This window comes from Polaribacter sp. SA4-12 (genome assembly GCF_002163675.1).
Lineage (GTDB): Bacteria > Bacteroidota > Bacteroidia > Flavobacteriales > Flavobacteriaceae > Polaribacter.
Map to the genome: position 1 here is coordinate 1,442,879 of NZ_CP019334.1, position 25,873 is coordinate 1,468,751.

The 25,873-nt window shown below is 29.4% G+C and carries 21 protein-coding genes; 11 read left to right on the forward strand and 10 right to left on the reverse strand.

The window, feature by feature from the left end; all coding sequences use genetic code 11:
• Positions 1-3 precede the first annotated feature (3 nt).
• Complete coding sequence (gene gldF, locus BTO07_RS06205) at positions 4-720, forward strand: gliding motility-associated ABC transporter permease subunit GldF (RefSeq protein ID WP_087520406.1); 717 nt, start codon at positions 4-6, stop codon at positions 718-720.
• Positions 713-2,353: a gliding motility-associated ABC transporter substrate-binding protein GldG gene (gene gldG, locus BTO07_RS06210; protein ID WP_087520407.1), complete on the forward strand. Its 1,641-nt coding sequence runs from the start codon at positions 713-715 to the stop codon at positions 2,351-2,353. Before gldF ends, gldG begins: the two co-directional genes overlap by 8 nt.
• A gap of 320 nt (positions 2,354-2,673) precedes the next feature.
• On the opposite strand, the gene BTO07_RS06215 is transcribed toward gldG, so the two are convergent.
• Entirely contained in the window at positions 2,674-3,438 is a 765-nt protein-coding gene (locus BTO07_RS06215; protein WP_087520408.1) for an NAD(P)H-binding protein, read from the reverse strand.
• Positions 3,439-3,487: 49 nt separating this feature from the next.
• Entirely contained in the window at positions 3,488-4,156 is a 669-nt protein-coding gene (locus BTO07_RS06220; RefSeq protein ID WP_087520409.1) for an MIP/aquaporin family protein, read from the reverse strand.
• 110 nt (positions 4,157-4,266) lie between these two features.
• Between BTO07_RS06220 and BTO07_RS06225 the strand changes: the two genes are divergently transcribed.
• The 6 genes from BTO07_RS06225 (at position 4,267) to BTO07_RS06250 (ending at position 12,566) form a co-directional block, all read left to right on the forward strand.
• Positions 4,267-5,196, forward strand: coding sequence for a DUF2911 domain-containing protein (locus BTO07_RS06225; RefSeq protein ID WP_087520410.1), 930 nt, complete (start codon positions 4,267-4,269; stop codon positions 5,194-5,196).
• A gap of 230 nt (positions 5,197-5,426) precedes the next feature.
• A complete protein-coding gene (locus BTO07_RS06230) occupies positions 5,427-7,271 on the forward strand; it encodes a PLP-dependent transferase (protein ID WP_087520411.1) in 1,845 nt (614 codons plus the stop codon).
• A 260-nt stretch (positions 7,272-7,531) separates the two neighbouring features.
• Positions 7,532-7,852: an EthD family reductase gene (locus BTO07_RS06235; RefSeq protein ID WP_232457098.1), complete on the forward strand. Its 321-nt coding sequence runs from the start codon at positions 7,532-7,534 to the stop codon at positions 7,850-7,852.
• Between the two features lie 444 nt (positions 7,853-8,296).
• A complete protein-coding gene (locus BTO07_RS06240; RefSeq protein ID WP_087520412.1) occupies positions 8,297-8,977 on the forward strand; it encodes an NAD(P)H-binding protein in 681 nt (226 codons plus the stop codon).
• 199 nt (positions 8,978-9,176) lie between these two features.
• Positions 9,177-11,012, forward strand: a complete 1,836-nt coding sequence (locus tag BTO07_RS06245; protein ID WP_087520413.1) for a hypothetical protein — start codon at positions 9,177-9,179, stop codon at positions 11,010-11,012.
• A 27-nt stretch (positions 11,013-11,039) separates the two neighbouring features.
• Positions 11,040-12,566 carry a formylglycine-generating enzyme family protein gene (locus BTO07_RS06250; RefSeq protein ID WP_087520414.1) on the forward strand — a complete coding sequence of 509 codons (1,527 nt, stop codon included), beginning with the start codon at positions 11,040-11,042 and terminating at the stop codon, positions 12,564-12,566.
• 199 nt (positions 12,567-12,765) lie between these two features.
• Here BTO07_RS06250 and hutH read toward each other — a convergent pair whose 3' ends face one another.
• A complete protein-coding gene (gene hutH / locus BTO07_RS06255) occupies positions 12,766-14,274 on the reverse strand; it encodes a histidine ammonia-lyase (protein ID WP_087520415.1) in 1,509 nt (502 codons plus the stop codon).
• A 116-nt stretch (positions 14,275-14,390) separates the two neighbouring features.
• Here hutH and BTO07_RS06260 point away from each other — a divergent pair, with 116 nt between their 5' ends.
• Positions 14,391-15,419, forward strand: coding sequence for a TlpA family protein disulfide reductase (locus BTO07_RS06260; protein WP_087520416.1), 1,029 nt, complete (start codon positions 14,391-14,393; stop codon positions 15,417-15,419).
• Positions 15,420-15,492: 73 nt separating this feature from the next.
• Here BTO07_RS06260 and BTO07_RS06265 read toward each other — a convergent pair whose 3' ends face one another.
• The 7 genes from BTO07_RS06265 to BTO07_RS06295 form a co-directional block, all read right to left on the reverse strand.
• Positions 15,493-16,446 carry an acetyl-CoA carboxylase carboxyltransferase subunit alpha gene (locus BTO07_RS06265; protein ID WP_087520417.1) on the reverse strand — a complete coding sequence of 318 codons (954 nt, stop codon included), beginning with the start codon at positions 16,444-16,446 and terminating at the stop codon, positions 15,493-15,495.
• A gap of 74 nt (positions 16,447-16,520) precedes the next feature.
• On the reverse strand, positions 16,521-17,435 hold the full coding sequence (locus BTO07_RS06270) for a DMT family transporter (protein ID WP_087520418.1): 915 nt from the start codon (positions 17,433-17,435) through the stop codon (positions 16,521-16,523).
• Complete coding sequence (locus BTO07_RS06275; RefSeq protein ID WP_232457099.1) at positions 17,422-18,513, reverse strand: LptF/LptG family permease; 1,092 nt, start codon at positions 18,511-18,513, stop codon at positions 17,422-17,424. Before BTO07_RS06275 ends, BTO07_RS06270 begins: the two co-directional genes overlap by 14 nt.
• A gap of 97 nt (positions 18,514-18,610) precedes the next feature.
• Entirely contained in the window at positions 18,611-19,741 is a 1,131-nt protein-coding gene (tgt, locus tag BTO07_RS06280) for a tRNA guanosine(34) transglycosylase Tgt (RefSeq protein ID WP_087520419.1), read from the reverse strand.
• A gap of 189 nt (positions 19,742-19,930) precedes the next feature.
• Positions 19,931-20,818, reverse strand: coding sequence for a 23S rRNA pseudouridine(2604) synthase RluF (rluF, locus tag BTO07_RS06285; protein ID WP_087520420.1), 888 nt, complete (start codon positions 20,816-20,818; stop codon positions 19,931-19,933).
• A 45-nt stretch (positions 20,819-20,863) separates the two neighbouring features.
• Positions 20,864-22,108, reverse strand: coding sequence for a hypothetical protein (locus BTO07_RS06290; RefSeq protein WP_087520421.1), 1,245 nt, complete (start codon positions 22,106-22,108; stop codon positions 20,864-20,866).
• A 1-nt stretch (position 22,109) separates the two neighbouring features.
• Positions 22,110-23,429 carry a DUF4270 family protein gene (locus tag BTO07_RS06295; protein ID WP_087520422.1) on the reverse strand — a complete coding sequence of 440 codons (1,320 nt, stop codon included), beginning with the start codon at positions 23,427-23,429 and terminating at the stop codon, positions 22,110-22,112.
• Positions 23,430-23,673: 244 nt separating this feature from the next.
• On the opposite strand from BTO07_RS06295, the gene BTO07_RS06300 reads away from it, so the two are divergent.
• Positions 23,674-24,684 carry a Kelch repeat-containing protein gene (locus BTO07_RS06300; protein WP_087520423.1) on the forward strand — a complete coding sequence of 337 codons (1,011 nt, stop codon included), beginning with the start codon at positions 23,674-23,676 and terminating at the stop codon, positions 24,682-24,684.
• Between the two features lie 156 nt (positions 24,685-24,840).
• Complete coding sequence (locus BTO07_RS06305) at positions 24,841-25,872, forward strand: sensor histidine kinase (protein WP_157663297.1); 1,032 nt, start codon at positions 24,841-24,843, stop codon at positions 25,870-25,872.
• Position 25,873 lies beyond the last annotated feature (1 nt).

Sequence of the window (25,873 nt, forward strand, 5' to 3'; positions counted from 1 at the left end):
ACAATGTTTGCAATTTTAAAAAAAGAATTCAATTCATTTTTTGCAAGTCCGATAGCTTATTTAGTTATTGGAGTTTTCTTGTTAATTAACGGTTTGTTTTTATGGGTATTTAAAGACGAGTTTAATATTTTAAATGCTGGTTTTGCAGATTTAAATTCATTTTTCTTTTTAGCTCCTTGGGTATTTTTATTTTTGATACCTGCCATTACCATGAAAAGTTTTGCTGATGAATTTAGCAGCGGAACTATAGAACTCTTAAAAACAAAACCAATTTCTGATTGGCAAATTGTATTAGGTAAATTCTGGGCATCACTCCTATTAGTTGTCGTTGCTTTAATACCAACTTTGACTTATGTGTACACTGTTTATCAATTAGGAAACCCTGTTGGAAACATCGATTTTGGAAGTACAATTGGATCCTATATTGGTTTACTATTTTTAGCTTCTACCTATACAGCAATTGGGTTATTTACCTCAACACTTTCTAAAAATCAGATTGTGGCTTTTATATTAGGCGTTTTTATCACCTTCTTTTTGTATTATGGATTTGATGCCATTTCTACTTCTCTTGGAAATGAATTAACCATCAAAAAAATGGGAATTAACGAACATTTTAGAAGTATTTCTAGAGGCGTAATTGATACCAGAGATATTATTTACTTTTTAAGTGTAACTGTATTCTTTTTATTCATCACTAAAATGCGTTTAGACAATGAATAAAAAAATAAAAAATATAGCAATTCTAATTATTGGTTTGATTATTCTAAATATCATCAACCAATCTTTTTACACACGTTTAGATTTAACTTCGGATAATCGTTACACGCTTTCTGAAACCACAAAAAACATTATTTCTAATGTTGATAATTTTCTTTTTATAACGGTTTATTTAGAAGGCGATTTTCCTTCAGAATTTAAAAGACTACAAGCAGAAACACGTCAGTATTTAGAAGAATTAGCAGCAGAAAATTCAAACATAAAAATCAATTTTGAAGCGCCAGATAATCAACGAGAAGATTTGATTAAAAGAGGAATGCTACCAAGTCAATTAACTGTTGAAGAAGATGGTAAATTGTCTGAAGCTATCATTTTTCCTTGGGCAGAAGTTTCTTATGGTAATAATTTTACTATTGTTTCTTTATTACCTACTGCAATTGTTGCATCGCAAGATGAACAACTGCAAAAAGCAATTGAAAATTTAGAATATAGTTTTTCGAATGCGATTCATTCCATCACTCAAAAAGAACGAAAAAGTATTGCTGTTATTACTGGAAACGGAGAATTACAAGATATTTATCAATATAGTTTTTTAAGTGAAGTTGCAAAAAAATACAGTTTAGCCAAATTTACGTTAGATTCTGTAGCGACAAATCCACAGCAAACTTTACAAGATTTAACTTCTTTAGATTTAGCAATTATTGCGAAACCAACTCAAAAATTTACAGCAAAAGAAAAGTTTACATTAGACCAATATATTGCTAACGGAGGAAAAACTTTGTGGATGCTAGATAATGTGCAAGCAGACCAAGACAGTTTATTTTCTGGCGGAAAAATGTTAGCATATCCAAGAGATTTAAATTTAACAGATTTGTTATTTTCTTACGGAATAAGAATCAATACCACTTTAATTAAAGATTTATATGCTGCTCAAATTCCTGTTGCAACAGGTAAAGTTGGCAATCAAACGCAGTTTAAAAACTTAGAATGGTTTTATCATCCTTTGGTTGGTGGAAATCCTAATCATGTAATTACAAAAAACGTTTCTCCTGTAAGATTGCAGTTTGCAAATCAGATTGATACTTTAACAAATAATATTAAAAAAACACCTTTATTGGTCAGTTCTTTATTGACGCAAAAAGTAGGAACTCCTACTATTATTGGGTTACAATCTATTGCTGATGAAGTTATTGAAAATGATTATAAAGGCGGAAACCAATTGTTTGCTGTTTTGTTAGAAGGCGATTTTAATTCAGCTTATAAAAACAGGGTAAAACCTTTTGAAACTCCACTTTTTAAAGAAAACGCTACCAACAATAAAATGGTGGTAATTTCTGATGGTGATATTGGAAAAAATCAAATTTTAAAGAAAGAACCTTTTGATTTGAATAGAGACAAATGGACAAATCAACAATTTGGAAATAAAGACTTTCTAATAAATACGATTGATTATTTATTAGATGATACTGGCTTAATTCAGCTAAGAAACAAAACATTACAGATTAGAACTTTGGACAAACAAAAGGCTTTTAAAGAACGTACTTTTTGGCAGTTTTTAAATATTGTTTTACCGTTGCTGATTTTGTTTGCTTTTGGATTTATCTTTAAGTATTTGAGAAAAAGGAGATATAGTTAAATTTTGAAAGTATTCAGTTTTCAGTTGCAGTAAGCAGAAATAAAAGTTCTCGATACAATTTTCTCTTAAAATCGAAAAGCACTCGAACTGACAGACTCTTCAAACGTTGTTCCTTCTACAATCTCAAAACCTTGAAAAATTCAATATAACAAACGTACTGTCATTTCGAAATGAGCTTTTTTAAGCGATTGAGAAATCTCATAATAAAATGATTATCTTAGAAGAGATTCTTCCTTATACTTCGTCAGAATGATAAAACTTTCAATTTTGAACAACTGAACCTTTCCAACTTTCAACTTTAAAACTTTAAAACTTTCTAACTAACCAATCTTCAACAAATCATCATGAATAAAAGTATAATCTAAAACATCCTGTAGTTTTTTAGAACTGATAATTTTCCATTCATACACTTCATTATTTTCAAATTCAGGAAGCTCAAAATCGTTACTTAATTTTGCAATTGTATAAAATTCTCTTCTTGTTGGATGATGATTAGAACACGCATTAAAAGTTTGATCCCAACAATTTTGATCGATAATTGTATGAATAATTTCGATACAATCATCTTTATGAATCATATTAACAAAACCTTTTGGCTGTGGTATTTTTCGTCCGTTTTTAAACCAGCTAGAAGGTTGTCTATCATCACCAAATAAACCAGCAAAACGAATTATTGTCGTTTCGAAGAAATTGTTCTGTCTAAATAATTCTTCAATTTCTGTTAAAGGCGTTTTTAAAACGGCATCTTCTTCAGTCATTACTTTATTTAGTCTTCCATAAACAGAAGTAGAACTTATAAATATTACTTTTCGAACATCAGAATTTTCTATTTGAGAAATTAAATTTTCAAAACCATCAACATCTTTAGACGTAATTGCAATGATTAGAATATCAGAATTTAAGAAACCATCAAACTCTTCAAAATCAGAAATATCAACAATATAAGGTTCTATATTATTCATTTCTAAAGTCTCTAATTTTTCTTCTCTAGTGGTAGAACCTTTTACAGAATACCCTTCATTTAACAAAGAAATTGCTAAAGGTTTTCCTAACCAACCACAACCTAAAACACTAACTCTCTTCATAAATTGAATTTAAAAATGGGTGAATTTTATCAATAAAAATAATTTTACATTAACATTGTGAACCTTCTGCACAACAATTATCGTCTTTTACTAATTTACATGAAACTACCGCTAACAATGCTCCTAAAATTGGCGCTGTAATATACATCCATAAATGTTGCAAATTACCAGAAACAATCGCTGGTGCAATAGATCGTGCAGGATTCATAGAAGCGTTTGTAATTGGACCTGCAAACATAGCTTCTAACAAAACCACTGCGCCAACTGCAATACCTGCAACGACACCAATTTCTTTACTTCCTGTAGATACATTTATAATAACGACCATTAAGAAAAAAGTTAGTAATAACTCTAATACAAAAGCGCGCCAGACATCTACTGTCGGTATTGTTGCTCCTAAAGTTTCACTTGCAGGAAACAGAAACCAAAGAATTAAACTTGCTGCAAAAGCGCCCAAAATTTGAGCGATTATATATTTAGGAACTTCTTTCCAAGAAAACTTTTTAGCATACGCAAAAGCAATAGAGACTGCAGGATTAAAATGCGCTCCTGAAGTTTCGCCAAAAGCATAAATCATTGCCATAACGATTAATCCCCAAGTAATTGCGATTCCTACATGTGTTACTTCTCCTCCAGTAACTTCGTTGATTGTCATTGCTCCTGTTCCGCAGAAAATCATAGAGAATGTTCCAATAAATTCAGATATATATTTCTTCATAGTTCTTAAAAAATAGTTGCAAAGATACAATCCCTTATTTTAAGTTTTTGTTAACATTTCTCGTTTTTTGAAATCGTAAATTTAACATCACAAATCAAAACGAACCAATTATGAGAAAAAATTCAATCAAATTTTTAAGTATATTATCAGTATTTGCACTTTTAAATTTTACAAGTTGTAAAAATAAAGAGATTAAGGAGAAAGTTATAGAAAAAGAAGTAAAAAAGGAAGTGAAAGCTCCTACTAAAATTTCTGCTCCAGCTCCAAGTCCTTCTTCAACTTTAATACAAAAAGTAGGTTTAACAGATGTAACTGTAGAATATTCTAGACCAGGAATGAAAGGTAGAACTATTTTTGGTGATTTAGTGCCCTATGGAAAAACTTGGAGAACTGGTGCTAATGCGAACACAAAAATTACATTTAGTACAGATGTTGCTATCGATGGAAAAAATATAGCTGCAGGTACTTATGCTGTTTACAGTATACCTAATAAAGAATCTTGGGATATTATGCTATATTCAGACTCAAGCAATTGGGGAAATCCTAAAGAATGGGATGAAACGAAAGTGGTTGCTAAAGCTTCTGCCAAGGTTATTAAAATGCCAATGGATGTTGAAACTTTTACAATTACTTTTGATGATTTAACAAATAATTCTGGAGTTCTAGGTTTACTTTGGGAAGATGTTTATGTTGGTATGCAATTTGATGTTCCTACAGATAAAAATGTAATGGCTTCTATTACTGAAGTAATGAAAGGGGAACCAAATGCTGGTGCATATTATGATGCTGCTGTTTATTATAAAACTGCAAATAAAGATGTAAACCAAGCAGTAACTTGGATTGACAAAGCTATCGAATTGACAAAAGAAGATCCAAAATTTTGGTACTTACGTCAGCAATCTTTAATTCATGCAAAAGCTGGAAAAACTGAATCTGCAATTGCAGCTGCAAAACAATCTTTAGCTTTAGCTGAAAAAGCTGGAAATGCTGGTTATGTAAAAATGAACAAAGCATCTTTAAAAGAATGGGGAGCTAAATAATTGGTTTTTCTTTTTTAAAATATTTAAAATCTCAAGTGAAAGCTTGAGATTTTTTTTGCTCTAAGAAAAGAACTTTACTATCGATACAAAACATCTTTTAGTAACCTACTAGACAAATATTTAAAACAAACGTTATATTAGAATGGGTAAAACATAATGTAACAAAACGTACTATAAAGCTTAAAAAGTCTAATTAACGTATATTAACAGCCTGTTTAAAGATCTAAATTATGCAAAACAATAAAATACGAAACTATATTAAAGAAGTCTTAGAGAATATGCCAACTGATTGGCTAAATCTAACAACGCATCGACTAGATATTTATAATGAAAATTTAGCTAAAACTGAATTTTTAGAACAGTTTGAAATCTTATTTAATAACAATAATTCTAAATTATCTGCATTAAATGAATTACCAACTGCTTATGATTACATTCGATTAGGTCATCCTTTATCTTGTTTATTAGAATGGTTAATTGGAAAATTAAATAGCGTAAAATCACAAAATGTAATTAGTTTTTCATCTAAAGCTATTCCCATTTTAGCAATCTTAAGAAAAAACTTATTAAAGAAAAAGAATACACAAATAATTTATACAGGTGAATTACCTGATTTTTTTAATGTTGAAATATTAAAAAATATTTATGGTTATAAATTTGACTTAAAGAAAGTTGTAGAAAATACATCCATTTCTAAATTTAATGGGAGTACTATTTTAATTGCACAGAATGAAGATTTTTCTAATTTTGATCTCTCAAAAAACATTGATTTCTCAATCAACCTTCACGCTCATCTTGGAAGTATATTAATAGTAAATGGAGCACAAAACGAAAATTATATATCAGACATTCAGCACGTAAGAAGAAGAGAAACAATTGCAATGATACCTGCACATTCTCTCATTGCATTAAAAATGATTGCAGAACAATCTACTGCTTATCATCAAAAAGATAATGTAGAAACAAATAAAACGCTTGTTTTAAACGCTATTAAAGAAATTACAGGAGCAAATACAAAACCACTCGTTGCTTCTAGTGGACTTTCTATTCAGTATGCAATTTTAATGGGACTCGTTCACAATGCATTAGAAAATCATAAAGGAAAAGCTATTAAAATTATTGTTCCACCAAATTGTTATGGAGGTACAAATGACCAAGCTAGACGAGTTGCTGCGTGCATTAATAATGTTGAAATTGTAGATTTACATGTTGATGGTGATAATGATATGCTTAAAAGTATAGACACCGTTTTAACTAAAATAGCGAGTGAAGATGCTGTACCTTATATAATTGCTGAAATACCTACAAACCCAAGAGTTGAAGTTCCAAACTTGATCCAATTAAAGGCTGTTTTAAGTAAAGAACGTAAAACGTTAACTGGTGAAATTGCTATTGATCCTGTTTTTGTTTTAGACCAAACTTTTTGTCCTAATGTTCATTTTTTAGGAGAAGGTGAAATTCTCTCAACAGTTAGAACAATTTCATTTGCTAGTGGATCAAAGTTTCCTAGTGGCGGAAAATGTACTTCTGGTTATTGTATCGGAAACACAAAAACGGTTGCACTAATAGACAAAATTGAAACACACTTAACTCTTTGTGACAATGAAGCTACAGCGTTTCAATATGAAATATTAGCCCAACAGTTGCCATCTATGAATCAAAGAATTTATGACGCGTATACAAACACTCGTAAATTTGTAAACTTTATTAAAGAGACTTTACCAGAAGCTAAAATCAATTTTGTGTCAGAAGAATTGGCACAACAAGGATTTACACCTTCTGTTTTTTCATTAGACTTACCAACTAAAGGAAATACAGATGAAGAAAAAGAAGCGTATAAGAGGGATTTAAATCATAAATTAATTAATTTAATGATTACAGAAATTCCTGATGAAAGTAAATACTGTGTAAGTTATGGTCAGTTAAACGGATGTTATTGGACAATACCTGCAACATCTACACAAGGAACCACAAAAGAAGGTGACAAAGATTATATTGCTCGTGTTGCACTTTCGCCTAATATGAATCTTAAACTTCATCAAAAAGTATTTTTAGACTTTGTCAGAAATATTTAGTGGAATGATTCTTAAAAATATTTAAAATCTCAAGTGAAAGCTTGATGTTTTTTTTGTTTTAAACAAGTATTTATACCTATGGCTTTTGTCCTTTAAAAAAAGTAACTTCGTTACTTCTGATATAAGTCATTGAAAATAAGTTATATCAGTAAACTGTTATGCTTAATAAAAACACAACATTTTGTGGAGTCCAGTTACCACGATAAAAACGGGGCGTTATCAGAAAAGCCTAATGAGTATGAAAACTAAACCCGTTAATTATGAAAAAAGGTATGACTAAAGTGAGTGTATTGTATCCAAATGGAGAAGATAAAACATTTGACATGGATTATTATTGTAACACCCATTTACCAATGGTTCGTAAATTATTAGGAGACTCTCTTAAAGGGGCAACTGTTGAAAAAGGATTAGGTGGAGCTACACCTGGATCAACTGCACCATATGCCGGAATGGGAAATATGTATTTTGATTCTGTAGAAGATTTTGGAAAAGCTTTCGGTCCAAATGCAGAAAAAATAATGGGTGATCTACCTAATTTTACAAATATTGAACCTATTATTCAAGTAAGTGAGGTAATGTAGTAAAATGAAATAAACCTAACCATAACATTGTATGAAAGACTTTAGAACGCCTTTTATACTTACCATTAGCGAATCTACTCAAACAATTCATCACAATCAATTGCTAAAGAAGTAATAAATTAAAGGTATTTTTAATTTCATAATGTAAAACTCAATCTTCTTCTAGGATAGAAACATATATCTTAATTACACAACTAACTATATTTTAAGATGCTAACTTTAAAAAAAACTTAAAACTTTATAATTAAGAAAAAAAAGATGTTATCTGTAATAGTATCAAATGATACTATTACATAGAAGTTTTCTTATGAAATTACACCAACTATTTTAAACCTAATTTTTTCTATTTCAGAAAAAATTGGAGAAAGAAATAAAACAAGATTATATATTAAAAACGGGGCTAAACATTAACTAATTTTACTATAAAATAATTTCAAAAAAACCATGTCTTTAAAACCCAATCAACAATCTATTGTAATGTTAGGAGCAAGTGGTGCTGTTGGTACAGAAACTGTAAATACTTTACTTAAATTAAAGAACATTAAGCAACTAACATTGCTTGGTAGAAACCCAATTACCAATATAAATGTTGATTTTGTAAATCAATACAAAATAAGTATAAGCGACACCAATTCTTACTCGAAATACTTAGAGAATCATACAACTGCTATTTGTACTTTAGGAGTTGGTGAACCTTCAAAAGTAAGTAAAGAAGATTTTATAAAGATTGATAAAACAGCTGTACTAGATTTTGCAATAGCATGTAAAAAAGCAGGCATTACCCATTTTGAATTATTAGCTTCTGTTGGTGTAAGTCCTAAATCAAAATCTTTTTATTTAAAAACAAAAGGCGAATTAGTAGAAGCGTTAAAAGAATTAAATTTTGAACGATTAAGTATCTTTCAACCTTCAATGATTTTAACACCAACTAACAGATATGGAATTTCTCAAGCAATTACTTTAAAAGTTTGGCCACTTCTTAAACCGCTTTTAATTGGTGGACTAAAAAAATATCGTGGCATTCCTGTAAATATTCTTGGGCAAGCAATGGCAAAGAATATTTTTAATAAAGGTGAAGCATACGAAATACTACAATGGAACGAATTTTATTCAATACTTAAATAAAACTTTACCCAAACAATTCATCAGAATCAATTACTAAAGAAGTAATTCTGTTATTGTAATTTCCTTTTATAATTTTAATTACCTAGAAAACTCAAATGATTATAGTTCTTTTTAAAAGCATGAACTCTAAGCCAATAAGAAATTACATTTTTTAATAGAAAAATTTATTTATTATATTTGATTCTATTTTTTTTTACAAATGAAACACTTATTGCTTCTTTTTATATTAGTATTTATACTACCTACAAATAGTTTTGCGCAAAAAATACAAGAACCTAATTACCCAAATTGTAGCGAACTTCGTGGAAAAAATGAAAACTATGCATCTCCAGATGGAAAGTACATAACTTGGTGTGAAATGAAAAAACAGACAGCTTATGTACGTTGTCAATGTACTAGAGAAAAGATGTTTGCACAGTTTAAAAAGCAAATTGAAGATATAAATAACAAGATTGAACAAGTAAATGAACAAGCCAATAGTTATAGGAGTAAGTATGATAGTAGCTATAAAGAATCGCAAAAACATAAGGAAGGACTTTATGTAGATGACAATTCTAATTACGAAGGCGATAGACAAAATACATTAAGAGCTCTTAAAAGTTCTCTACAATACAAGCAACAACAACTTAAATATTTAGAAGAAAGCGCTCGTTTAAACGAAAGAAAACCTAGCTATAATAACTCTTCTAGTTACAAAGATCAATCTATTAAATATGCTAAAGATGCTGTTGAAAACTTAAAAAAAGAAATAGAAGAAGTTACCAACAAGAAAAAAACAAAAAAGATATCTCTTTCTTTTGGTAAAACTAGTTCCAATTCTTCTAATAGAACTCCATCCAACAACTCCAACTCAAGTTCTAAAAACATTTCCAACCAAAATCAAAACAATAACAACTCACAGAGTTACACTCAAAAATATAAGACAAATCAAAAATCGAGTAATCAAACTAGAACAGAAACATATCAACAAAAACAAGCTCGTTTAAAACAAGAGAAGAAGAATAAAGAAATTGAAGAAAATAATAAAAAATACAAAGCGCAATTAGCTCGTATTGAATCTAATAAAAAGTTTCACGCAAAGATGGAAGCTTATAGTAAAGGTGCTATGTCTAAATTTGATAAGGCTGCACAAGGAGATTTAATGGCTGCAGGAATTATGAAAGGTACTTATGCAATAGCGATGGCTTCGCAAGGTTACACAGATAAAACTGCAATTGTTGGTGCTGCCGCTAATATTATTGGTGGCCTTATGGAAAACGCTCAAAGAAAAAGAGCTGAAGAAGCAAGACTTGCAGCAATTGCAGCTGAAAAAAGAAAAAGAGAAGCTGCAAAGCGTAAATTTATTGCAAAACTAGTAAGAAATAGAAAACTTACTTTAACTAGAATGCCTGCATATAAATACCCTAATTTTTTAACAAATGAATCGTCAAATTCAGTTTTTTTCTTTGCAATGTTAGCCAATGAAGAAAAGTTAAAAGAAGATTTACCAGAAATAAAGATTACCGATTTAATTGAAATCTCTAGATATTCTGATGGAACTTGGCCTTCTGAAAACAGTTTTAAACAAAAGCTGACAAAGTATGGTAGTTATGATGTGCGCATTATTGGTGCTTTTACCAATTATAGTATAGCAAGTAAAAAACTAGAACAGTTAATTAAAGGTTTTGCTGAAAACGGAGTGAAAATAAAATTGATAAACGCTGCAAAAGATTTTATAATTTCAAAAAGAGATAATATTACAACGACCAATTCTTCAGAAAAAAAAGGTTTTTGGGGAAAATCAATTTCTGAAGATAGTAAAGAAAAGAAAAAAATAGTTTCTACTAAGAAACCAATAAAGAGTACAAAAAAAGTGTTAATTGCTAGTGAAAATGATTTCTGGGGAAAATCAATTACCTTAGAAAAAAAGAAAGACTCTATATTAGCTAAAAAGAAAGTAGCACCAAAAAAGAAGAAAAAAGATTTGTGGGAAAAAACAATTAAAGTAGAAAAGAAGAAAGACTCCACATCAAAAAAAATAAAAAAAGGATTTTAAATATTAACCAAAAACTACAATTTTCAGATGAAATTATTCACCCTAATTAGCTTTTTTTTACTCATTACTTTTTCAGTATCAGCGCAAAGTTCTTTAGCAAAAATAGAATATAGTTATGCCGAAGAAGCATATCGTGCTAAAAACTACGTTAAAACAATTAATCATTTAGAAGAAGTAAAATCTTTGCTTGGTGGCGAAACAAATGGGTTGGTAATGTATTTAGAAATTATGTCTCGTAATCATCAACGCATTTCTTTATATAAAATTTTGCAACAATCTGTAGGCACAGATTTAGTTGGTGCTTTTGATGAAAAAACTGATTTAGATATAGAAAAACTGATTAATAAAGCGAGTTCAGGTGATAAAGATGCCAAGTATAAATTAATAATAGCCATTACAAAGGAACAATACAAAAAACAAAATCTAAAGTTTGATAACAGTATGTTAAAGAATGAGATTTTTGTAAAGCATGTAAAAAAGATTGCAGATACAATGAATTTTGAGAGCTTTAAACAAGCTACTAATCTGATTAAAAGGGGAAATAAAAACTCTATTGATGAGTGGTTAGCATCCAATGAAAAAATAGATAACTTAAGTAGTTCGTATTTAAAAAACTTTGAAGATGAAGTTCCTTTAGAAAAACTAAAACAGGTCTATGAAATTAAAAAAGAGATTCGTCCTTTTATAGAAAACAACACCTTAATTACAAAAGCATGGTCTTTATTAGCTGAAGAGAAATACGAACTTGCTTACACTAAATTTAATGAATTAAATGCTCTAGGAATTAATAGCAAAACAGTTTTAACCAAATTAAAACCTGTTATTGAAAAAAATAAATTAGAAGCAGCATCCATAAAAACTCAAGAAAAAGGTATAAAAAACATTGAAGAAAACATGGTTTTGGTAAAAGGTTCCTTAACTGTTTCTGAATCTATAGATCCAGAAGGGAATACCGTGTTAGAATCAATTAAAGATTTGTATGTAAGTAAATACGAAATAACACAACTCGATTATTGGTCTATAATAGAAACCAATAGATTAAAGGTTTCTACATGTAAAACCTGCCCTATAACATTTTCAACAAGAAGTTTTGTTGATAATTTTATCAAAAAATTAAATGAATTATCAGGAAAAAAATACAGATTACCAACCAAAGAAGAATGGTTTTGGTTTGCAACTGGAGGTAGAAAAACTACGGATGAAAAGAGAGGAATTAATGAGGAGAAAGCAGACAATATAGACAAATACGCTTGGTATAAGAAAAACAGTAATGAAAGACGTCAAAAAGTGGGTTTAAAAGAACCTAACGAATTAGGCTTGTACGATGTTTGGGGTAATTTATCTGAATATACAACTACAAATGCTGTTGGTGGTGCTTTTAATACTTTAAAAAGACGCTTTAGTTCTGGCGATGATTATACCGAATCCTATAAAGTAAATAACGAAGAAAAATCATTAGGTAAACGTAAGGTTTTTGATTTAAGTATTATTGGTGTTGGAGAGAATAAAGAAGATAAGAAATTAGGAATTCGCTTGGTTAGAGATGTAAATTAGAAAACCTTAAAAAGGTAAATTCACACATAAATTGTAATTAAAAAAAGCCTAAATAAAAGTTTAGGCTTTTTTGGTCAACATGTATTTTTCTTATTTATTTTTTTTAATAAAATTTAGCTACAAATACTTGATTTTAAATCAGTTACTACTGATTCGTTTTATTAAAACAAGATCTTAGCAAGAGTAACGTTAAGCAAGTTTAACCAAACAATTCATCAGAATCAATTACTAAAGAAGTAATAAAATTAGAAGCGTTTTTAATATCATAATGTAAAACTCTATCTTCTTCTACAATAGAAACATCTTGTCTAAACGAGTTAACAATACTTTCGATAAATGGAGAACTTTTTCCGTTTGCAAAACTTAAAGCTTGCGAACCAGTAAACAATTCGATACTTAAAATAGTTTGTAAATTATCTACTACTTTTTTACATTTTGTAGCTGCATTTGCTCCCATAGAAACATGATCTTCTTGTCCGTTACTAGATTCAATAGAATCTACACTTGCAGGAGTTGCGTATTGTTTATTCTGACTTACAATACTTGCTGCTGTATATTGAGGAATCATAAAACCCGAATTTAAACCTGGGTTTGCAACTAAAAAAGGAGGTAAATGTCTGTGTCCAGAGACTAACTGATAAGTTCTTCTTTCTGAAATATTTCCTAATTCTGAAATTGCAATTGCTAAAAAATCTAATCCTAAAGCCAATGGTTGTCCGTGAAAATTTCCACCAGAAATAATTTCATCTTCATCTACAAAAATATTAGGATTGTCTGTTACCGAATTAATTTCCGTTAAAAATGTCTTTGTTACAAAACGAATCGTATCTTTTGTTGCTCCGTGAACTTGAGGCATACATCTAAAAGAATAAGGATCTTGCACGTGTTGTTTTTCTTGAGAAATCAACGCACTATCATCTAATAAATCTTTAATTCTTTGTGCTGTTTTAATTTGACCATTATGAGGTCTCGCAAAATGAATTAACTCATTAAAAGGTTCTACTCTTCCATCAAAACCTTCTAAAGAAACAGTACCAATTACGTCTGCTAAATAAGATAATTTATGAGATTTCAACAAACAGTAAATTCCGTAAGAAGACATAAACTGTGTTCCGTTTAACAACGCCAAACCTTCTTTAGATTGCAAGTTTATTTTATCCCAAGAGAAAATTTCTAATAATTTTTCTGTTGCTATTTTTTCTCCTTTATAATATACTTCTCCCAACCCAATTAAAGGTAGAGACATGTGTGCAAGTGGAGATAAATCTCCAGAAGCACCTAAGGAACCTTGCTCATAAATTACAGGAATAATATCATTATTGTAAAATTCAATCAATCTATTTACAGTTGCTAACTGCACTCCTGAATGCCCATAACTCAAAGATTTTACTTTGAATAATAGCATTAGCTTTACAATTTCACTAGAAACCTCATCACCTGCACCACAAGCATGACTCATTACTAGATTCTCTTGAAGTTTCTGTAAATTATGATCATTAATTTTTACATTATATAAAGCGCCAAAACCAGTATTAATACCATAAATAGGTTTCGAAATCGATTTCGTTTTTTCATCTAAGTATAATCTGCATTTTTCGATTCTTTGAATTGAAGCATCAGAAAGTGCTAATTTTATATCAGAAGAAATAATTTCTTGAATTTTAGATAAATCTAATGGAAGTGAATCTATATAATGAAATGTACTCATATCTTAATTTAATTGGTCTTCAAATGTGCGAATTCAGTTCTGTATATACAAGTGATTTAACTATTTTTATTTACCTATAAATGATATATTTGTAATTAAATTTAAGAATACAAACAATGAAAAAATTAAGTCTTGCCATTTTTGCTTTATTCGTAATAGCATCATGTACAAAAGAACATTCTAAAGATTACATTTCTTTATCTGGAAAACTAGAAAATAACAAAGATTCTATAATTACTATATCTGGAAGAACTGGTGTTATTAAAACTATTTCTATTAAAGAAGATGGTTCTTTTAAAGATACTTTAGAAGTTCCTAAAGTAGATATCTATACTTTTCAAACAAGTAGAGAAAAAAGAGCTCCAATATATTTAAAAAATGGTTTTGACATTTCTATTAAAGGTGATGCAGATAAATTTATGACTAGTTTTGAGTATTCAGGTGCTGGGTCTGCAAACACTAAATTTATTGTTGCTCAATTAGATAAAAGTAAAAAAATAGGAAACCCTGCTGATATTTTGGCTTTAGAGAAAGAAGCTTTTACAGCAAAAATGAGTTTATTAAAAAAAGAATATGATAGTATTTTAAATTCTTATAATGACTTAGATAGTTCTTTAGTTGACATGGCTACTAAGCAAAATTTACAAATGTTTGATTATTTTGAAAAAACATATAAAACAAGTAAAATGATGGGGAAAGGAAAACCTTCTCCTAAATTTGAAAACTATGTTGATTTTAAAGGTGGTAAGAAATCTTTAGATTCTTTTAAAGGAAAATATGTGTATATAGATGTTTGGGCAACTTGGTGTGGACCTTGTATTAGAGAGATACCTTCTTTACAGAAATTAGAAAAAGAATACCATAATAAAAACATTGAATTTGTTAGTATTTCTACAGATGAATCTAGAAGAAGTGGTGGTTCTTGGGAAGCAGCAGAAAAAAAATGGAGAGATTTTGTGAAGGAAAAACAAATGGGTGGAGTTCAATTATGGGCTGGACAAGATTATGCACTTCAACAAGCATATCAAATTACTGGTATTCCAAGGTTTATTTTAATTGATCCACAAGGAAATATTGTAGATTCAAATGCACCAAGACCTTCTGATCCAAGATTAAAAACGTTATTTAATTCTTTAAAGATTTAATAAAAATAACCTCATAAAAAAAAGCGAAATCTAAATTTAGATTTCGCTTTTTTTTTATAATATAAACAGAAACTTATTCTTTATAAACTCCCATAGCAGCATATTTATCCATTCTTTGAGAAACAAGATCTACATCATTTAAATCTTTTAACTCATCAAAAGCAGCAACAATTTGCGCTTCAACAGCTTTAAAAGCTCCTTGTCTGTCTGTATGTGCTCCACCAACTGGTTCTTGTATAATTCCGTCAATTAACTTTAACCTCTTCATATCTGTACCTGTTAATTTTAACGCAGCAGCAGCTTGTTCTTTATACTCCCAACTTCTCCATAAAATAGAAGAACAAGATTCTGGAGAAATAACGGTATACCAAGTATTTTCCATCATATAAACTCTATCTCCTACTCCAATACCTACAGCACCACCAGAAGCTCCTTCACCAATAACAATTGTTATAATTGGTGTTTTTAAGCGAGTCATTTCTAAAATGTTTCTAGCAATTGCTTCACCTTGTCCACGCTCTTCAGCCTCTAAACCTGGATATGCACCTGGAGTATCTAATAAAGTAACAACAGGAATTTTAAATTTCTCTGCCATTTTCATTAAACGTAAAGCTTTTCTATAGCCTTCAGGATTTGCCATTCCAAAGTTTCTGTACTGGCGTGTTTTGGTATTATATCCTTTTTGCTGACCTATAAACATAAAAGATTGATCACCAATTTTACCTAAACCACCAATCATGGCTTTATCATCTTTTACATTTCTGTCTCCATGAAGCTCCATAAAAGTATCTCCACAAAGTGCTTTAATATAATCTAATGTATAAGGTCTATTAGGGTGTCTAGATAATTGAACTCTTTGCCAAGGCGTTAAGTTTTTATATATATCCTTTCTAGCTTTTGCTAATTTTTTCTCAATTTTCTTACAAGTAGCGCTTACATCTACTTCACTCTCTTTACCAATAATCTGGCACTTATCTAATTGATCTAAAAGCTCTTTAATAGGCATTTCAAAATCTAAATATTCCATATTGTAGTAATTTGGTTTTCGTTGTTTGTAAGAACAAACATACTATAAAATTAGTTGTTTTATTAAGAAATAAGTTACTTTTTTCTAACAGTTTTTTCTTTAATTTTATTTTTTATAAGCGTTTTATTCTTAATAATACCGTTTAGTAAAACGACAAACAATACTATAAAAGCGCCAAAATAAAATTCTGGATTCATTTTTTCTTTCTCTCCAAAAATAAACAACGCCAAAATAATGGCATAAATAGGTTCTAAATTTATGGTTAACATTACTGTATATGGCGATATATATTTCATCACATTAACAGAAGCAATAAAAGCATAAGCTGTACAAACACTACTTAAAATAACAAGATATAACCAATCTAACTTTACAACTTCAAAGAATGATATCGTAAAACCATTGGTAAACAGCAGGTAAATTGAGATAAAAAGGACTCCAAAAAACAACTGATAAAGTGATATTACACCTCCAGAATATTTCTTAATAAAAAGACCATTAAAAACTGAAAATAAAGCACTTAAGAATGATGAAATTAACGCATAGATAATTCCTAATTTATATTGACTTTCAAAATTAAAAATTATATACAAACCAAAAATCACAATTAAACCCAATATAATCTCTAAAGGTTTAATTCTTCTTCTAAAAAAAATAGGTTCTATTAAGGATACAAAAAAAGCTCCTGTACTCATCGTGACTAAAGCAACTGAAACGTTAGAGACTTTTATCGCTTTAAAAAAGAAAATCCAATGTAGTGCAATGATTACTCCAGTAACAAAAAACTTAAGAATTCCTCTGGCATCAACTTTAAATGATTTCTTTTTTATAATAAAATACAGTACTATAAAAATAACAGCTAAAGACATTCTGTACCAAACTAATGGAACAGCATCTAAACTTATTAAGGCGCCTAAAATAGCAGTAAACCCCCAAATAAAAACGATTAAATGTAATAGTAAATAATTTTTGAGTTTACTTTCTTGCATTTAAGTATAAATAAATAGCCAGACAACCAAAAAACAGGTTTGGCATCCATACATATAATAGAGAGTTTACACCTGCAACTGCTCCTAAAACTTCTGATATTTTCATTAAGAAAACATAGACAAACATGATACCAATACCAATGGCTAAATTAACTCCTGTACCTCCTCTTCTTTTTCTAAAACCTAAAGCAACTGCAATAATTGTTAAGATATAAGAAGCTACTGGTAAACTTGTTCTTTTATGAAGTTCTACCAAATAGGCATTTAAGTTTTTAATACCTCTCTTTTTAGAGATCTCTATAAATTCACTTAACTCACCTGAAGGCATTTCTTGTGCTAACGCAGATTTATATATTAAATCTCTAGGTGTAAAGCTAAAAACGGTATCGATTTTTGTTCCAGAAAAGATACTATCTCTATCCTTATAAATTTTTCGTAGTTTCCAAGTAGAAAGCTTAAATGTAGAGTCTTTGTCGTTATAACTTATTCTGTTAGCAACTAGTTTTGATTTTAATTGTATGCCATCATAAAGTTCTGACGTAAAATCATAACCAGATTTCGTTTCTGTATTAAAACTTCTTATAAAAATGTAAGTACTATCTGTTAATTGTAAACTAAAATCGGTAACTCTTTTTAATTCATTTTTTTGTCTAGCGCTACTAATGTATTCTTTTTCAAACTGCTTTCTTTCCTTACTACTCATAGGCACCACAAAATGGTTCATCCCTAAAGAAATAATTGTTATTAAAGTAGCTCCTATAAAATAAGGATACAAAAATCGTGTAAAAGAAACTTTTGCATTTGTAATTGCAATAATTTCTGTATTGTTAGAAAGTTTAGATGTAAATAAAATTACAGCAATAAATAATGCCAAAGGCATAAAAGTATTGGCATAATAGATAATGAAATTCTTGTAATATTCATCTACAATTTGATAAAACCCTAAATCTACATGCTCCAGAAAATTATCTATTTTCTCTGATATATCTATAGCAATGGCAATAGGAATCAAGATTAATAGGGTAAACAAAAAAGTTACCAAAAATCGTTTTAATATGTACCAATCAATTATCTTCACTTATGTTGTGTAATTGTGTAAATGTTTAATTGTGTAACTGTAAACTGTGTAATCTTACTTTTTTCACTGTTTACTGCTACTGAAAAACAGCCTACTTTTAAAGTCTTTTATCCATTTGTTTTACCATTTTATCTTTCCATTCTCTAAAATCTCCAGCTAAAATATGTTTTCTTGCTTCTCTTGTTAACCAAACGTAAAAACCAAGGTTATGAATAGAGGCAATTTGTTTTCCTAACATTTCTTTCGCTGCAAATAAATGACGTAAATATGCTTTTGAGTACATAGTATCTACCCAAGTAATATCCATATCGTCAATTGGAGAAAAATCATCTTCCCATTTTTTATTTTTAATGTTGATAGAACCATGTGCAGTAAACAACATTCCGTTTCTTGCATTTCTTGTTGGCATTACACAATCGAACATATCTATACCCAATGCAATGTTTTCTAAAATGTTAATTGGCGTACCAACTCCCATTAAATAACGTGGCTTGTCTTCTGGTAAAATTTCTGTAACAACTTCTGTCATTGCATACATTTCTTCTGCTGGCTCACCAACTGAAAGACCTCCAATTGCATTTGCTTGTTGACCAGAATTTGCTATATATTCTGCAGATTGTCTTCGTAAATCTTTATATGTACTTCCTTGTACAATTGGCATAAATGTTTGCTCAAAACCATATTTAAAGGGTACTTTATCTAAATGAGTTATACATCTATCTAGCCATCTATGTGTCATGTGCATAGAACGCTTTGCATAATTGTAATCACAAGGATAAGGTGTACATTCATCAAAAGCCATAATAATATCAGCACCAATTGTGCGCTGAGTTTCCATTACGTTTTCTGGCGTAAAATGATGCATAGAACCATCTATATGACTTTTAAACTTTACACCTTCTTCGTTAATTTTTCTTCTTCCTGATAAAGAATATACTTGGTAACCTCCAGAATCTGTAAGAACGTTACTATCCCAATTCATAAACTTGTGTAAACCACCCGCTTTTTCTAGAATTTTTAAACCTGGACGTAAAAATAAATGATATGTATTTCCTAAAATAATATCTGGTTTTATTTCGTCTTTTAGCTCTGTTTGATGCACTCCTTTTACGGTTCCAACAGTTCCCACGGGCATAAAAATTGGGGTTTCAATAACTCCATGATCTGTAGTTATTGATCCTGCTCTTGCCTTGCTTTTTGGGTCGGTAATTTTTAAGTCGAATTTCATTGGTGGCAAAGATACTATTATTTAAGAATTGAAAAATAAAATGAACTGTTATATAAAACCAAAAAATATTTTAATGGTTTTGCTGGCTAAAATGTGCGTTAAGGATTGAAGTGGAAATCCTTTTTTATTTTTTGGAATAAAAAAGATTGCAACGTAAAGCCTGACCTGAAAGGGAACGCCCAAAAAATATTACCAACGTTTCTTTTTGGATGAAGCTATAGCGTTTCTTTTAGTTTTTGGTGATGATTTTCTAAAAGAGGCACTTTTTTTATTGAAATCGTTTTTAGTAGGTGCTTGTTTTCTCTTTGGTTTTGCTTGTTTTGGCTTCTCTTTAACTACAGATGCTTCTTCGGTTTTTGATGAACTAGAAATCATGGTATTAATTTCTTTCATTTCTTCATCTGTTAATTCTCGCCAATCACCTGATTGTAAATAACCAAGCTCTACGTTCATAATTCTTGTACGTTTTAACTTAGTTACTTCGTAATCTAAGTATTCGCACATTCTACGAATTTGACGGTTTAAACCTTGTGTAAGAACGATTTTAAAGATTTTATCGCTTATTTTTTCTACCAAACATTTTTTAGTCATGGTTCCCAAAATAGGAATTCCACTTCCCATACTTTCGATAAAATCGTCTGTAATAGATTTATCTACAGAAACAATGTATTCTTTTTCGTGATTATTTCCTGCACGTAGAATTTTATTGACAATATCGCCATCGTTTGTTAAGAAAATTAATCCTTCTGATGGTTTGTCTAAACGTCCAATTGGAAACAGTCTTTCTGGGTAATTTACATGCTGCACAATATTGTTTGGTTCTCTATCGTCTGTTGTAGAAACAATGCCAACTGGCTTATTTAAAGCAATGTATAGTGTTACGTCTTTTGGTGTTACAAGACGACCATCGAACTTTACAACATCTTTTTTACCAACTCTATTACCTAATTGAGTTGGTTTACCATTTATAGTAATTCTGCCTTCTTTAATATATTTTTCTGCTTCTCTACGAGAGCATACACCTGAAGAACTTATATATTTATTAAGGTTTGTAGATTTTTGATTTGTATTGTCCAATGAGAAATATTTTCTGCAAAAGTAAGTATAAGATTATAATCTTATTTAATCTATTTTCTTTTTATTGAACCATTTACCTACGAAATTTAAATTTAGAGTGATTTTATGAAAATTTTCTTCAATTAATTTGTTTTCGAGAGTACCTTCTCTACCATAAGAATAAGAGATGTTAAAATTATCATTACTATATTTTTTCATTGGTAAACCTAAACCAAATGACACAAAATAACTGTCTATCTGTTGGTTAGATATTTTTAAAAAACCTGTATTATAGTTGACTCCTACTCTATATTTTATATTAGACCAATAATTAAATTTATTTTTTGAAGATACATATTCTACTCCAAAAGCATAAATAGATTGATTTGCATATTGTTCGTTACTTAGTTGTTGGTCAGTTTCTCCCCAAAGTAATTTTCTATAATCTAAACTAGTTGTAATTTGTTTATCTATTACTGTTGTAATACCAACTCCGTAAGAAAACGGAAGATCAAAATTATCTAAATCATTTTTTACTTCTTCTTCTATTGTTATTTGTGCTCCATCTGAAGTTGTTTTATAAGATGATCTTGTTTGGTTTCCACTTAACGATGTTGGCAATTCTAATGTAGCTCCAATAGTAGTTTCTACTTTTTTAAATGTTGGTAATTTATACTGAAGACCTGTTTTTAACTTTACGCCTCCATAATGATTCTGATCGCTTATAGAAACCAGCGAACCTGTATAAATTAGACTTTCTTGTTCTATTAAACCAAACAAAAAAGAAACATCTACACCAAGAGATAAATTTTTAGCGACTTTAAAACCTGTCGATAAATAGAATTTATTTAATCCACCAGAACCTGTTATTCTTGTAATGTATGTATCCGTAGAACCTTCAATTGCATTTTCTATATCAATATTATATCCTGTTTTTGTGTAAGGAAGCAAACCAATACTCATACCCCAATCTTTACTTAAAGGAAAAGCAATTGCAATATGTGAAATATTACCATTATTAGTAGTTTCACTTGAATTACTGGTTTTTAATGTTGAATAGGTTCCGTTTAATCCAAATTCATACAGAAAAGATTTTTGCACAATGTTTCCTAAACTAGCAGGATTCAATATGTTAATTTCAAATGGATTTGATTGCGCTATACCTGTGTTTCCTAAACCTGTTAAACCACCTGTTGAAGTTTTATTCTCTACTCCTAAACCAAATAAAGAATAAGGTGTGTTTGTGTTACTCTGCGCAAATAAACCGTTTATTGAAGCGACTAATACTATTAATATTATTTTCTTTTTCATCTTAATAGTTTAAATGTTTTACTGATAATTTCACTTCGTTATTTGTAGTTGCATCATTTTCAATAACCAACGTATTTACCCTGTTACTAAAGTCTGAATATTGAACCATTAATGCATAATTTAGGTTGGTTTCTGTATATAAAATTTCTTCTACAAACCCACTTAAATCTACTGTGTAATATGTGTTATCATCAAACTCATCAGTATCTTCATTTAACAATGCGTACACAGTATTACCATCAATATCACTCAGTTGGTTTATAATTCTATTTTTATGATCTATAACATAAACAATCAATGATTCTGGTAAAGGATTATCATCATTATAACTTCCTTTTAAAGGATTAAAAGTTAACGTTGCACTTAAAGTTGTTGAATTTTCGGATAGCTCTGAAAGCTTTTTTATTGACGGAATTTCTATTCTCATTGAAATTCCTGTTCCTGCTTGGGTAAATATTAAATTGTCTGTTGTTTCACTTAATTTAATTTCTTCTCCGTCTACAAAATCACCTAAAGTAGTATTAGATAAATCTGTATCAATTTCATTAAATTGTTGTGCAGCACTAGAAATTACAAAATCTACATAATAACTATTGTCTTCACTATCATCATCTTCTATTGTATAGTACAATCTCATGCTAGAGTTACCAGATGCACTTGCAGTTGTTTGTGTATTAAAACCTAAAACATGGTTGCTTTCTGAAGTATCTGCAACAATAGCTAATCCTTTAAAATACTGTAAAAAATCATCTGAAGTATTAATATCATTGTCTACAATTTTATTGAATATATCTTCACCTAAAACATCATCCATTTTAATAAAAAGAGAATCTGTTGCCTTATTTGGTTTTGGTGTAAATGATATTTCTCCTAAAACACCAGTACTGTATTCTAATGAAGATGTATTGTAAAAATCAGTTCCTTCTTCTGGCTCAAAAGTTTCGGTTATTCTATGAAGTTTATAGGTTTGTATTTTAGTAGTATCTCCATAATAGTAATTGTCATAATTTAAAATCATACCAATAGAATCATACACAGCGTCTGAGTCTATTGTAAAACTAGATGTAATTAATTGCAAATAAGATTTTGATGATAAATGACCAAAGTTCTCATCGATTACACTTCCTAATAGAATTCTATTTGTACTTGATGTTAATAAAGAATCTAACTTAATAGTACCTGTTTTAATAGAGAAAGTATCTATAACTCTCACTTGAATATTATTATCTATAAAATCACTTCCAACTTCATAAGTTGTATCGTCTGTAGTACAAGATGCTAGAAAAACAAAACTTATAAAACCAATAATTAAATACCTCATTTTACTTTTTCAAGCAAAAATATTAGAGTAATTATCATCAAAAATCATAAAATATATAAACAGTGCTTTTTTATAGACTTATCATCGAAAAACACCTTTAAACCCAATAATTAACACCTTTTAAGAAAATTAACATTTGGTTTACATGTTCATCTATAAAATAAGCTCGTTTGTCTATTTCGTTGTATTATCTATTTAATAGCTTTTAGGTTTGCTGAATAATTATGAAAATAAACTTTATCTAATGAGAAAAACAAATTTTATACAAAAGAGCAAAATTCTCTTTTTAGCAACATTAATAATGTCTCTATTCTTTGCTAGTTGTACTAGTGATGACGATGATGACGATGAATATGGAAACTGGGTTGAAAGCTCAACTTTTGATGGAAATTCAAGAGCAAACTCTGTAAGTTTTACCATTGGTACAAAAGGATATTTAGTTACTGGTTATGATGGTGATGATTATTTAGCTGATACTTGGGAATATAATTCTGATGGAGATTACTGGGTACAAAAAGCTTCTTTTCCTGGAGTTGCAAGAAGTAGTGCCGTTGGTTTTTCTATAAACGGAAAAGGTTATTTAGGAACTGGTTATGATGGAGATAATGAATTAAATGATTTCTGGGAATATGACCCAACAACGGATTCTTGGGAACAAAAAGCCGATTTTGGTGGAACTGCAAGATATGGTGCCATCGGTTTTTCTATTGGTAATGATGGATATATTGGAACGGGTTATGATGGTAGTGAACAAAAAGATTTTTGGAAATACGATGTTGCAACCAATACTTGGGAACAATCTGTAGGTTTTGGTGGAGAAAAACGCCAAAATGCTTCTGTTTTCACTATTGATGACGTTGCCTATATTGGTTTAGGTATTCATAATGGTGGTTACGAAGAAGATTTTTATTCTTTTAATGGTTCTAGCTGGACAAGGTTAACCGATTTAGATGATGATGACGACGATGATGATGATTTTGAGATACAGCTAAGTAGTGGAGTTGCATTTTCTTTAAACGGAATGGGTTACGTAACAACAGGAATTGCTGGTTCTATTACAACAGAAAGTTGGTCTTATGATCCATCTACAGATACTTGGGATGAATTACCTGCATTTGAAGGTTCTGCAAGACAAAATGCATCTGCTTTTACTTTTACTGATAAAGCTTTTGTTTTAATGGGAAGAAGTGGTAGTTATTATTTTGATGATGTTTGGGAATTTAGACCAGATGAATTAGAGAATGAAGATGATTAACGTTACAAATAGTTAATAATATTTACAGGTTAAAAATTAATTTACAGAAATGCATTTTAATTTTTAACCTATTTTTTTTATGAAAATTACAACAGTCTTTTGGGAGTCTTTTAAGAGGCTTACTATCTAATTTTGTCCTTTCTAATAATGAATAATTTGAGTACTCTTTTAAAAAAATCAAACACAACCATTATTGTTCATATTGTAATGTGGGCATTCTTTTTAGCAATTACTGCTATTCAGTCAAATTTTAGGTTTAATACAATTCATAATGAGTTTTACTTTTTAAATATCATTTTTATTGCTGTCTTTTATTTGAATTATGCTTTTCTAATTCCTAAGTTTTTACTGAATAAAAAAATCATTCTTTATATCGTTATTTCTTTAGCTTTAATCTTCATTTTTATTTTTATATTAGAAACAGTATTAAAACCTAAAATAAGACCTCGTTTATTAGATGAAATGTTAAACAATCCTAAACAATTTAGGGAAAACAACATCAATTTAAACCCTCCTATTTTACTGCTATTATTCTTTGCTTTAAGTACTTGTGTTAAATTAGTTTCAGAATGGTATCGATCTGAAAAAGAAAGAACAATTGCTGCTTCTCAAAAAATAAACTCTGAATTATCTTTTTTAAAAGCTCAATTAAATCCGCATTTTTTATTCAATACATTGAATAGTATTTATTCTTTAGCAAATAAAAAATCTGATGATACTACTGTTGCTATCGTTACACTTTCTGAGTTAATGCGCTATATGATTTACGAAGCAAATGAAGAGTATATTTCCTTAGAGAAAGAGATAGAATATATAAAAAACTATATCTCTTTACAGTTGTTACGATTAAAAGATTCTAGTGGCGTAAAAATAAATGTTCACGGAGATTTAAATTATAAAATAGAGCCTTTATTACTTATTTCTTTTATTGAAAATGCCTTTAAATATGGAACTGATTATAAAGGAAAAACAGATATTCAGATAAAAATATCTACGACTAATAATGAATTACATTTAGAGGTTTATAATGTTTCTTCCTTACAAAACGCCATCAAAAGAAATTCTGGTATCGGTTTAGAAAACATACAAAACAGACTGAATTTATTATACCCGAATTCTCACAATTTAGAAATTACAAGTGATAAAAAATCATTTGAAGTCAATTTAAAAATCAAATTAAAAAAATAGG

Coding starts and splice junctions, on each gene's coding strand:
- gldF (WP_087520406.1), top strand. CDS start 4: ATGTTTGCAATTTTAAAAAAAGAATTCAATTCATTTTTTGCAAGTCCG.
- gldG (WP_087520407.1), top strand. CDS start 713: ATGAATAAAAAAATAAAAAATATAGCAATTCTAATTATTGGTTTGATT.
- BTO07_RS06215 (WP_087520408.1), bottom strand. CDS start 3,438: ATGAAGAGAGTTAGTGTTTTAGGTTGTGGTTGGTTAGGAAAACCTTTA.
- BTO07_RS06220 (WP_087520409.1), bottom strand. CDS start 4,156: ATGAAGAAATATATATCTGAATTTATTGGAACATTCTCTATGATTTTC.
- BTO07_RS06225 (WP_087520410.1), top strand. CDS start 4,267: ATGAGAAAAAATTCAATCAAATTTTTAAGTATATTATCAGTATTTGCA.
- BTO07_RS06230 (WP_087520411.1), top strand. CDS start 5,427: ATGCAAAACAATAAAATACGAAACTATATTAAAGAAGTCTTAGAGAAT.
- BTO07_RS06235 (WP_232457098.1), top strand. CDS start 7,532: ATGAAAAAAGGTATGACTAAAGTGAGTGTATTGTATCCAAATGGAGAA.
- BTO07_RS06240 (WP_087520412.1), top strand. CDS start 8,297: ATGTCTTTAAAACCCAATCAACAATCTATTGTAATGTTAGGAGCAAGT.
- BTO07_RS06245 (WP_087520413.1), top strand. CDS start 9,177: ATGAAACACTTATTGCTTCTTTTTATATTAGTATTTATACTACCTACA.
- BTO07_RS06250 (WP_087520414.1), top strand. CDS start 11,040: ATGAAATTATTCACCCTAATTAGCTTTTTTTTACTCATTACTTTTTCA.
- hutH (WP_087520415.1), bottom strand. CDS start 14,274: ATGAGTACATTTCATTATATAGATTCACTTCCATTAGATTTATCTAAA.
- BTO07_RS06260 (WP_087520416.1), top strand. CDS start 14,391: ATGAAAAAATTAAGTCTTGCCATTTTTGCTTTATTCGTAATAGCATCA.
- BTO07_RS06265 (WP_087520417.1), bottom strand. CDS start 16,446: ATGGAATATTTAGATTTTGAAATGCCTATTAAAGAGCTTTTAGATCAA.
- BTO07_RS06270 (WP_087520418.1), bottom strand. CDS start 17,435: ATGCAAGAAAGTAAACTCAAAAATTATTTACTATTACATTTAATCGTT.
- tgt (WP_087520419.1), bottom strand. CDS start 19,741: ATGAAATTCGACTTAAAAATTACCGACCCAAAAAGCAAGGCAAGAGCA.
- BTO07_RS06290 (WP_087520421.1), bottom strand. CDS start 22,108: ATGAAAAAGAAAATAATATTAATAGTATTAGTCGCTTCAATAAACGGT.
- BTO07_RS06295 (WP_087520422.1), bottom strand. CDS start 23,429: ATGAGGTATTTAATTATTGGTTTTATAAGTTTTGTTTTTCTAGCATCT.
- BTO07_RS06300 (WP_087520423.1), top strand. CDS start 23,674: ATGAGAAAAACAAATTTTATACAAAAGAGCAAAATTCTCTTTTTAGCA.